Source organism: uncultured Bradyrhizobium sp. (assembly GCF_936928535.1).
Classification (GTDB): Bacteria; Pseudomonadota; Alphaproteobacteria; order Rhizobiales; family Xanthobacteraceae; genus Bradyrhizobium.
Genome location: NZ_CAKZHY010000153.1, coordinates 21,610 through 30,538, shown reverse-complemented (window position 1 = coordinate 30,538; position 8,929 = coordinate 21,610). Strand labels below are relative to the sequence as shown.

9 protein-coding genes are annotated in these 8,929 nt (G+C 65.2%); 3 read left to right on the top strand and 6 right to left on the bottom strand.

Translation table 11 applies throughout. The annotated features are described in order from the left end of the window. Positions 1-174 precede the first annotated feature (174 nt). A complete protein-coding gene (locus Q0687_RS29240; protein WP_298884901.1) occupies positions 175-828 on the bottom strand; it encodes a helix-turn-helix transcriptional regulator in 654 nt (217 codons plus the stop codon). Positions 829-1,029: 201 nt separating this feature from the next. Between Q0687_RS29240 and Q0687_RS29235 the strand changes: the two genes are divergently transcribed. Next, positions 1,030-1,374 carry a DUF952 domain-containing protein gene (locus tag Q0687_RS29235; RefSeq protein WP_298884900.1) on the top strand — a complete coding sequence of 115 codons (345 nt, stop codon included), beginning with the start codon at positions 1,030-1,032 and terminating at the stop codon, positions 1,372-1,374. Further along, positions 1,371-2,468, top strand: coding sequence for a quinone-dependent dihydroorotate dehydrogenase (locus Q0687_RS29230; RefSeq protein ID WP_298884898.1), 1,098 nt, complete (start codon positions 1,371-1,373; stop codon positions 2,466-2,468). Before Q0687_RS29235 ends, Q0687_RS29230 begins: the two co-directional genes overlap by 4 nt. Positions 2,469-2,674: 206 nt before the next feature. On the opposite strand, the gene Q0687_RS29225 is transcribed toward Q0687_RS29230, so the two are convergent. The 5 genes from Q0687_RS29225 to Q0687_RS29205 all read right to left on the bottom strand — a co-directional run bounded on the left by Q0687_RS29225 (position 2,675) and on the right by Q0687_RS29205 (position 7,863). Then, entirely contained in the window at positions 2,675-4,000 is a 1,326-nt protein-coding gene (locus Q0687_RS29225) for an MATE family efflux transporter (protein ID WP_298884897.1), read from the bottom strand. Position 4,001: 1 nt separating this feature from the next. After that, the gene (locus tag Q0687_RS29220) at positions 4,002-4,736 is read right to left on the bottom strand and encodes an MBL fold metallo-hydrolase (protein WP_298884895.1); all 735 of its coding nucleotides are present in this window, start codon (positions 4,734-4,736) and stop codon (positions 4,002-4,004) included. 29 nt (positions 4,737-4,765) lie between these two features. Continuing rightward, complete coding sequence (locus Q0687_RS29215; protein WP_212240614.1) at positions 4,766-5,068, bottom strand: DUF6460 domain-containing protein; 303 nt, start codon at positions 5,066-5,068, stop codon at positions 4,766-4,768. Between the two features lie 72 nt (positions 5,069-5,140). Continuing rightward, the gene (locus Q0687_RS29210; RefSeq protein WP_298884892.1) at positions 5,141-6,829 is read right to left on the bottom strand and encodes an ATP-dependent DNA ligase; all 1,689 of its coding nucleotides are present in this window, start codon (positions 6,827-6,829) and stop codon (positions 5,141-5,143) included. Next, positions 6,826-7,863 (bottom strand): ligase-associated DNA damage response exonuclease, encoded by a 1,038-nt coding sequence (locus Q0687_RS29205; RefSeq protein WP_298884903.1) that lies wholly within the window; start codon positions 7,861-7,863, stop codon positions 6,826-6,828. Before Q0687_RS29205 ends, Q0687_RS29210 begins: the two co-directional genes overlap by 4 nt. A 54-nt stretch (positions 7,864-7,917) precedes the next feature. Here Q0687_RS29205 and Q0687_RS29200 point away from each other — a divergent pair, with 54 nt between their 5' ends. After that, positions 7,918-8,853, top strand: coding sequence for a methyltransferase domain-containing protein (locus tag Q0687_RS29200; protein WP_298884891.1), 936 nt, complete (start codon positions 7,918-7,920; stop codon positions 8,851-8,853). Positions 8,854-8,929: the final 76 nt, after the last annotated feature.

The window sequence follows — 8,929 nt, the reverse complement described above, 5'->3', positions numbered from 1 at the left end:
GACAACCTCATTCTGGCACACTGATGCCGTAGGGGGCCGTCCACCCCATCACCACCGTCCGATGTGGCTACGGGGACTCGGAGTTACCAAATTGCGCGACGACTTACGTTTGGGGTAATGGGTCCTGGCTTTCGCCAGGACGACAGTGAATTTGTGTCTGCTGCCGAACCTCCCTCACTGGCTCGCCCAAACAATCCTCGCGACCCACGCCACATCACCTGCCGCCATCGTCAGTTCGGCCCGCGTCGCATCGAGCGGCTGCAACTCCATCAGCTTCGCCGTTCGGCGCTTCAGCGTTGCGAGCATCACCTCGCCCGCTTTCGTCTTCACCACCACGCGATCGCCCTTGCGCACCGGTGTGGCCGGCGAAACCAGGATGACATCGCCGTCGCGATAGACAGGCATGAGCGTGTCGCCGGAGATCTCCAGTGCGAACGCGCTGACGTCCTCGGTGGTCGGCAGCGCGACCTCGCTCCAGCCCTTGCCCGACGGAGCGCCTTGCTCGTCGAAAGCGCCGCTCGTGCCTGCCTGCGCGACGCCGAGCAGCGGTACGGTGCGGCCGTCGCCGGGCTCGTCGTCGATCAGCCTGGCAAAGATCTCGATCGACGCCTCCGCGGCCGCCAGCGCCTTGGCGATCGATTCGGTCGAGGGCCAGCGCTCGCGGCCATCTGACGTGACGCGCTTGGACTTGTTGAAGGTGGTGGGGTCAAGCCCGGCCCGTTTGGCAAGGCCTGACGGCGACAGTCCGGCGCGCGCGGCCAGCCGGTCCAGTGCGGCCCAGATCTGGTCGTGGGTCAGCATCCTCTGCGCTTTGGCCTGTCTGACCATGGAAGGTCCAGCCCGTCGCAACTCAGGAAAACTATCCTCAAATCAACCGGTTTTCCGTTTTTCGCGCAAGGGGTGACCTCTCACTCTTGAGTTCGGGAGGGGCCGCCTTTACGGTCGCGCCGGGTTTCGAGACCCGTTCGGGACGAAAACCCCAAGAGAGTCAAAGAGCTGACTCAACGAGCAACAGGGCTCCGGTAAGCGGTGGTCAAGATCTACAAAATCTGTCCGGCCTCGGCCTGGCGCGAGGCGGAACGGCAGGGTGTGTACCGGGGCAGCGCGGATGACGCGCGCGACGGATTCATCCATTTCTCGACCGCGAGCCAGGTTCCTGGGACCCTGCGCAAGCACTATTTCGGCCAGCGCGCGCTGTTCCTGGTCGAGGTCGACGGCGATGCGCTCGGTAGTGAGCTGCGCTGGGAGCGCTCGCGCAATGACGAGCTGTTTCCGCATCTCTATGGCGAGCTTGATCTCGGCGCCGTGCTCTCGGTGATGAACCTCAACATGCGCTCCGATGGCGGCCACGACACACCGGAGCTGGCCCCGTGATCCGCGCCTTCGATGCTTTCTCGCTGCCGGTGCTGCGCTGGCTCGATCCGGAGGATGCGCATCGGCTCGCGATCCAGGGCCTGCGCTTCCTGCCGCCGGTCAAGCCGCGCGCCGATGATCCCAAGCTCGCGGTGCGGGCCTTCGGGCTCAACTTCCCCAACCCGATCGGCATGGCCGCAGGCTTCGACAAGAGCGCTGAGGTACCCGACGCATTGCTGCGCCTTGGCTTCGGCTTCGTCGAGATCGGCTCGGTCACGCCGAAGCCGCAAGGCGGCAATCCGCGGCCGCGGTTGTTCCGGCTTGAGCGCGATGAAGCCGTCATCAACCGCATGGGCTTCAACAATGACGGCGCGGAAGCCGTGCTGCGCCGGCTGGCTGCACGCGCGGCCAATGGCGGCATCGTCGGCGTCAATGTCGGCGCCAACAAGGATTCGCCGGATCGCGTCGGCGACTACGTCAAGCTGATCGAGACCTTTGCGCCGGTCGCGAGCTATTTCACCGTCAACGTCTCCTCGCCCAACACGCCGGGCTTGCGCAATCTGCAGGAGGGCGCGCTGCTCGACGATCTGCTCGGGCGCGTCATCGACGCGCGCGAGCGTGTCAGGCAGAAGGCCGGCGACACGCCGGTGCTGCTGAAGATCGCGCCTGATCTGAGCCTCGCCCAGCTCGACGACGTCGTGCAGGTCGCGCGTTCGCGCCGGGTCGACGGCATGATCGTGTCGAACACGACCATCGCGCGGCCGAGCACGCTGCGTGAGGAAATGCGCGCCAAGGAGCAGGGCGGCCTGTCCGGCCGGCCGCTGTTCCGCCTGTCGACGCGCATGGTCGCGGAGACCTATGTGCGCGTCGAGGGTGCATTCCCGCTGATCGGCGTCGGCGGCGTCGACTCCGGGGGCGCCGCGCTGACGAAGATCCGCGCCGGTGCGAGCCTGATCCAGCTTTATTCGTCGCTGGTCTACAAAGGCCTCGGCCTCGTCGACGAGATCAAGCGCGACCTCACCTCGACCTTGCTGCGCACAGGCCGGGATTCGTTATCAGAGATCGTCGGCGCAGATGCCGCGACGCTGACCGCGGAAGACTGGCCGGGGATGTAAGGCGCCCTTCGCCTCTCTCGCGGATGCGCTTGTTCCCTCTCCCCTTGTGGGAGAGGGTGGCTCGTCGCGGAGCGGCGAGACGGGTGAGGGGTTACTCCGCACGCCCCTTTTGCATTGGAATTCGCAGAAGCAACCCCTCATCCGGCGCTTCGCGCCACCTTCTCCCACAAGGGGAGAAGGCAAGACACCGAGAAGCGCGGCGCCGGCTACGTTTTCGAAAACGTCGCCCGATACAGCGCCGGATACCGTGCGCCCTGCAATCCACCACGCGCCACGTAGAACGCGATCAGCGCGCACCACAGCCCGGCATTGCCGAACGACTGCAGCCCCCACCACATCCCAAGGAAGATCGCGAGCGAGGCCAGCATCAGATTGCGCATCTCGCGCGCCCAGGTGGCGCCGACATAGATGCCGTCGAAGCCGAAGGCGAACACGCCGGGGATCGGCGCCAGCACGATGAATGGCAGGAACTCGCGCGCGGCGCGGCGGACGTCGTCGCTCGTGGTCATGAAGTTGATCACGTCAGGCCCGAACAGCGCGAACAGCACCGCAACGACCAGAGAAAATCCCAGGCCCCACAGCAGCACCAGCCGGGTTGAATCCGCAAAACCCTTGGCGTCGCGCGCGCCAAAGGTGCGGCCGCAGAGCTGCTGGGCCGCGTTGGCAAGGCCGTCGAGGAAGAAGGCGCTGACCAAGAGGAAATTGTTCAGCACGGAGTTCGCGGCGAGCGTCACGTCGCCGGCGCGCGCACCTTTGGCGGTGAAAAACAAAAACACGGTGATCAGCGCCGCGGTGCGGATCATGATGTCGGAGTTCACGGAGAGCAGCCGCATCAGCTTGGCGCGATCGAACAGAATTGCGCGCGGAACGGCAAAGCCGCCATGCGCATAGCGGCGGCAGACGACGACGCCGAGAATAAAGCCAATGCCCTCCGACAGCAGCGCGGCGATCGCCGCGCCTGCAATGCCCGTGTCGTAGACCAGCACCAGCAGGATCGTCGCCGCCATGTTGATGAGGTTGATGACCACCTGCAGGCCGAGCGCCGGATTGGCGCGCGCCTGCCCCACCAGCCAGCCGAGGATGACGTAGTTGGCGAAGGCGAAGGGCGAGGACCAGATCCGGATCATGAAATAGGTTTTCGCCGCGTGCGTCACGCCCGCGCTGCCGCCCATCAGGTCAAACAGCACGCCGGCCAGCGGCAGCTGCAGAATGATCAGGCCGCCGCCGATCAGGCCGGCGACGATGAAGCCGCGCACCAGGATCACGGTCTCTTCGCGCGTCTCGCCGGCGCCGAGCGCCTGGGCGGTGAAGGCGAGCGTGCTCATGCGCAGGAAGCCGAATAGCCAGAACAGACAGTCGAAGATCACGGACGCCATCGCGACGCCGCCAAGCAGTGCGGCATCGTCGAGCCGGCCAATGGCGGTAGTCGAGACCACGCCGATCAGCGGCGTCGTGAGGTTCGCGACCATCGCGGGACCGGCGATGGCGAAGACCTGGCGGGAGCCGACCTTGGGGTGACCAGGTGCGTGCATCTCAGAACACCAGCACCATGCCGTCTTCGGCCGCGAGATGGTCGATCTCGTCGAGACGCGTCAGCATGTCGTCGCTCATATGGGTGAGGACGAGGCGTTTGGCGCCGATGGCGGTAAGATGCTGTTCCAAGGTTTTCAGGCTGAGGTGGTTCTTGACCACCTTCTCGTACATATAGGCTTCGGCAATGAAAAGGTCCGCGCCATGCGCCAGCGGAATGAGTGCATCCGTCCATTCGGTGTCGGCACTGTAGGCGACCGTGCGACCCTCCGCCTCGACACGGTAGGCGAGGAAGGGGCCGCCGGATTCGCCGTGCACGACGGGGTAGGGCGTCACATTCACCGCGCCGAAGCTCCGGCTTTGCTCGGGCGCGAGTTCGACGATGTTGAGCTCGAAGCGCTGCTTCGTCTTCGAGGAATGCTCGAACAGCGCTTCCATCACCTGCGTCAATCGCATCTCGATGCCTTCGGGCCCCGCGATTGTCAGCGGCCGCGTTCGCCGGGAAAATTGCGCGTCCAGCAGGAAGAACGGCAGACCGGCAAAATGGTCGCCGTGGAAATGCGTGATGAGGATGAGATCAATCTCGTTGCGCTCGATCTCGAGCCGCTTCAGCGCCGGCAGGGCCGACGCGCCGCAATCGATCAGGAAGTTCGCTTGGCGCCCCGAGACATGAAAGCAGGTGTTGAGCCTACCGCCCGAGCCGAAGGCATCGCCGCAGCCGACAAAGCGTAGTTGCATCGGCTGCGACTCCTGGTGTCAGACCCAACTTAGCGTCGCGGCGAGCCGAAGATGCGCGACAGCAGCCAGATCGGGATCACGATGACGGCGCCGAGCAGGAAGTAGCGCCACAGCCAGTTCACGGCATCGAAGCCGAGATCCCAGATGCGTTGGAACAGCAGGCGGATGCTGATGAGGATGTTCCAGGGATCGAAGCCGATCGCCGCCAGCACGACACCGACCAGGATCGAGAGCAGCACCAGGCGAAACGCGACCGCCAGCGGCGAGCCGCCGAGAAAGCGGTGCAGGCCATCGCTGTGGCCCGCCGGCAAATCTCTGACGTCTTGGACCATCTCAAACTCCTCGTGGGGCCTAGCCCCGATTATACGTCACGGCGGGGGACATGGGGAACCCGCTAGTCGGCGTCAATGGCCGTCGGCGGAGGCTGCAACCTTAATTGTTGGAAGGGATTCGTCCGCTTTCAGCATTTTTTCCAGCGTTTCCAGCCGGTCGGCCTCCCGCGGCGGCTTGTCCCAGCGCAGGCGGCTGATGCGGGGAAAGCGCATGGCGACGCCGGATTTGTGCCGCGGCGAGCGTTGCAGGCCCTCGAAGGCGACCTCCAGCACCAGCCCCTTGTCGCTCTCGTGCACGACATGGCGCACGGGACCAAATTTTTCCGTGGTGTTGCGGCGGACGAAGCGGTCGATCTGCAAGAGCTCCTCGTCGGTGAAGCCGAAATAGGCTTTGCCGACCGGCACCAGCTCCTCGCCATTCTCGGTCTCGGTCCAGACGCCGAAAGTGTAGTCGGAGTAATAGGACGAGCGCTTGCCGTGGCCGCGCTGCGCATACATCAACACGGCGTCGATGATGTGCGGATCGCGCTTCCACTTCCACCATTGGCCCTTCGGCCGTCCTGGCAAGTAAGGCGCATCGCGCCGTTTCAGCATCACGCCCTCGACGGCGTCGGCATCCTCGCCGGCACCGGCGCTCGCGGGATCGGCGCGTGCGGCGGTGAGCGCGTCCCAGCTTGTGAAGGGAACGGTGGGCGAGAGGTCGATGCGGGGATCGTCGAGCTTCCTGATGAAGATCTCCAGGTGCTCGCGTCGCTCTGCGAAAGGCAATTCGCGCAAATCGTTCTCGTCATCGCCGAGCAGATCATAGGCCCGCAAATGAATCGGAAACTCCTTGATCAGCTTTGGCGAGACGATCTTGCGGTTGAGGCGCTGCTGCAGGACGTTGAAGCTTTGCACGCGCCCCTCGCGCAGGATCAAGAGCTCGCCGTCGATCGCGCCCGGCAGGCGCAGCGACGGCACGAGATCAGGGAAGCTGCCGGTGATGTCCTCGCCGGTGCGCGAATAAAGCCGCGCCGTGATCTGCCCTTGGTCGTCGCGTCCGGCGACGGCCTGCACGCGGATGCCGTCCCACTTCCATTCGGCGATGTAGTCGGCGGGATCGAGTGAAGCGAAATCGCTGTCCTCGATCGCATGCGCCAGCATCACGGGGCGGAACGGTGCGGGATCGCGATTGACGGGCTTCTCGCTGCGGCCTTCCAGCCAGGCGAACAGGTCGAGATAGGGCGGCGAAAGTCCCGGCCAGATCAGCTCGACCTCATGCGGATCCTTGTCGCCAAGTGCGGCCGCCGCGGTCTTGGCGAGGCGCGCGGAAATGCCGATGCGCATTGCGCCTGTCACAAGCTTCAACAGCGCCCAGCGGCCGGTCTCATCGAGCTCGTCAAGCCAGCGCTCGAGCTGCTTGGGCAGCTCGGTCTTGCCGAGGGTGCGAAGCGTGGTGACGACTTCGGTCAGCGTTGGGGGAGGCGGGTTGTTGTGGGCCGCCATCTCGGCCTTCGGCCACATCAGCGCCACGGTCTCCGAGAGATCGCCGACGTAGTCGTAACTCAGTCCGAACAGCACTTCATCGGTGCGCGCAGCGATGAGATCGCGGATCAGCGCGGGCTTGGCGTGCTTGAAGCTGAGCGCGCCGGTCAGTGCGGCCAGTGCATAGCCGCGGTCGGGATCGCCGATTTCGCGGAAATAACCCGTGAGCAGCCGCAGCTTGTTATTGCGGCCGGGCTCGTAGGCGAGACGGTCGAGCAGTTCGGCGAAGCGGTTCATGCTTCGGCCTCGCCTTCAGCTTGCGGCTCGCTCTCTTCCTCCTCGCCATAGCCGACGAGATCGAGCGGCCGCGCGCGCAGCCCTTTGGTTTTGCACCAATGCACCAGCGCGTCTTCCTGGCCGTGGGTGACCCAGATCTCGCCGGCGCCGGTGGCCGCGATGGTTGCGGTAAGACCGTCCCAGTCGGCGTGATCGGAGATCACCAGCGGCAATTCGACGCCGCCCTGTCGCGCCCTCGCGCGCACCCGCATCCAGCCTGACGCGAACGCGGTGACAGGGTCGGGAAAGCGCCGGGCCCAGATATCCGACGTCGCCGACGGCGGTGCCAGCGTGATGGTGCCGGCGAGCTGCGCCTTCTTCACACCCATCGCCGGCCTGAGCTCGCCGAGATCGATCCCGCGGCTCTGATAGTATTCGGTGATCTTCTCCATCGCCCCGTGCAGATAGATCGGCGCGTCATAGCCGGCCTTGCGCAGCAGCGCGATCACGCGCTGGGCCTTGCCGAGCGAATAGGCGCCGACGAGATGCGCGCGCTCCGGAAACAGCGCGACGGAGGCGAGCAGCTTGTTCACCTCGAGGGCCGCATCGCCATGGCGAAACACCGGCAGCCCGAACGTGGCCTCGGTGATGAAGACGTCGCAGGGCACCAGCTCGAACGGGACGCAGGTCGGGTCCGGCGCATCCTTGTAATCGCCGGAGGCGACGATGCAGGTGTCCTTGCAGGTGACGGCAATCTGCGCCGAGCCCAGCACATGGCCGGCGGGGTGGAATTTCACCTTGACGTCGCCGAGCCGGAGTTCTTCGCCATAGCTGATGATTTGCGTCGATCCGGCGAAACTCTCGCCGTAGCGCAGCCGCATCATATCCAGCGTTTCCTGCGTCGCCAGCACCGCGCCATGGCCGGCGCGGGCATGGTCGGAATGGCCGTGGGTGATCACGGCGCGCTCCACCGGGCGGACGGGATCGATGTGGAAGCCGCCGGGCTTGCAGCACAGGCCGTCAGCAGTTGGCAGCAGGATGTCTTGCGGGCGCATTTCTGTCATATAGGCTGCGCCGCCAACTCTTCGAGTCTTCCTTCGGTTCCTCCAATGCCGCTCCGCCTGTTCCTGACCTCCGGCGATCTCATGGCCGACCGCCGTTTCGAGTTCGCGCGCGACCTCCAGCTCAAGGGCGATCTGCCCGCCGCCGCCGACCTGCTCGAGCAGGCCATCGAGCTTGCACCAAATTTCACCTCGGCCTGGTTCACGCTCGGCGAGATCCGCCAGCAGCTCGGCGAGCGCGACAAGGCGATCGCCGCTTTTCGTGAAGCGCGGCGATCAGACCCCGAGGACCAGCACGGCGCCGGCCTGCACCTGATCCGGCTCGGCGACGCCCAGCTCTCCGAAATGCCCAAGGCCTATGTGCAGGCGCTGTTCGACCAATACGCGCCGCGCTTCGAGCACGCGCTGATCAATGATCTCGGCTATCGCGCGCCCGCGCTGATCTTCAAGGCGGTGCTGGCCGCGCGCGTCGCGGCGAAGAAGCCGGCCTTCTTCAAGCGCACCATCGATCTCGGCTGCGGCACCGGGCTTGCGGCGCAGGCCTTCGCCAAGCAGGTCGACCATTTCATCGGCATCGATCTGTCATCAGGCATGATCAAGGAAGCGCGCGCCACCGGGCTCTATGCCGAACTCGAAATCGCCGACATGATCGAGGGCCTGCGCACCAAGCCTGATGCGAGTGCGGACCTCGTCGTCGCCGCGGACGCCTTCGTCTATCTCTCCGATCTCGCGCCTGTTCTCAACGAAGCCAGGCGCGTGCTCGTTGCAGGCGGCACGCTCGCCTTCACGCTGGAGACGCACGACGGCGATGGCATCGTGCTCGGCGAGGGCCTGCGCTATGCCCATTCGGCGGAATATGTGCGCAGTGCGATTGCGAAGGCCGGACTGAAGCTTCTGACACTCGAACCGGCGTCGCCGCGCAACGAGAACAACGAGCCGGTGCGCGGTCTCGTCGTCGTCGCCGAGAAAGAAGAGAAAACTTGAGTCTAGGCGCTATCTCACTCTGATTTCAGCGTCATTGCGTCGCAAAGCCGCGTCTTCGGACTTGCGAGCTGCGCTG

Coding starts and splice junctions, on each gene's coding strand:
- Q0687_RS29220 (WP_298884895.1), bottom strand. CDS start 4,736: ATGCAACTACGCTTTGTCGGCTGCGGCGATGCCTTCGGCTCGGGCGGT.
- Q0687_RS29215 (WP_212240614.1), bottom strand. CDS start 5,068: ATGGTCCAAGACGTCAGAGATTTGCCGGCGGGCCACAGCGATGGCCTG.
- Q0687_RS29200 (WP_298884891.1), top strand. CDS start 7,918: ATGCCGCTCCGCCTGTTCCTGACCTCCGGCGATCTCATGGCCGACCGC.
- Q0687_RS29225 (WP_298884897.1), bottom strand. CDS start 4,000: ATGCACGCACCTGGTCACCCCAAGGTCGGCTCCCGCCAGGTCTTCGCC.
- Q0687_RS29205 (WP_298884903.1), bottom strand. CDS start 7,863: ATGCGCCCGCAAGACATCCTGCTGCCAACTGCTGACGGCCTGTGCTGC.
- Q0687_RS29210 (WP_298884892.1), bottom strand. CDS start 6,829: ATGAACCGCTTCGCCGAACTGCTCGACCGTCTCGCCTACGAGCCCGGC.
- Q0687_RS29240 (WP_298884901.1), bottom strand. CDS start 828: ATGGTCAGACAGGCCAAAGCGCAGAGGATGCTGACCCACGACCAGATC.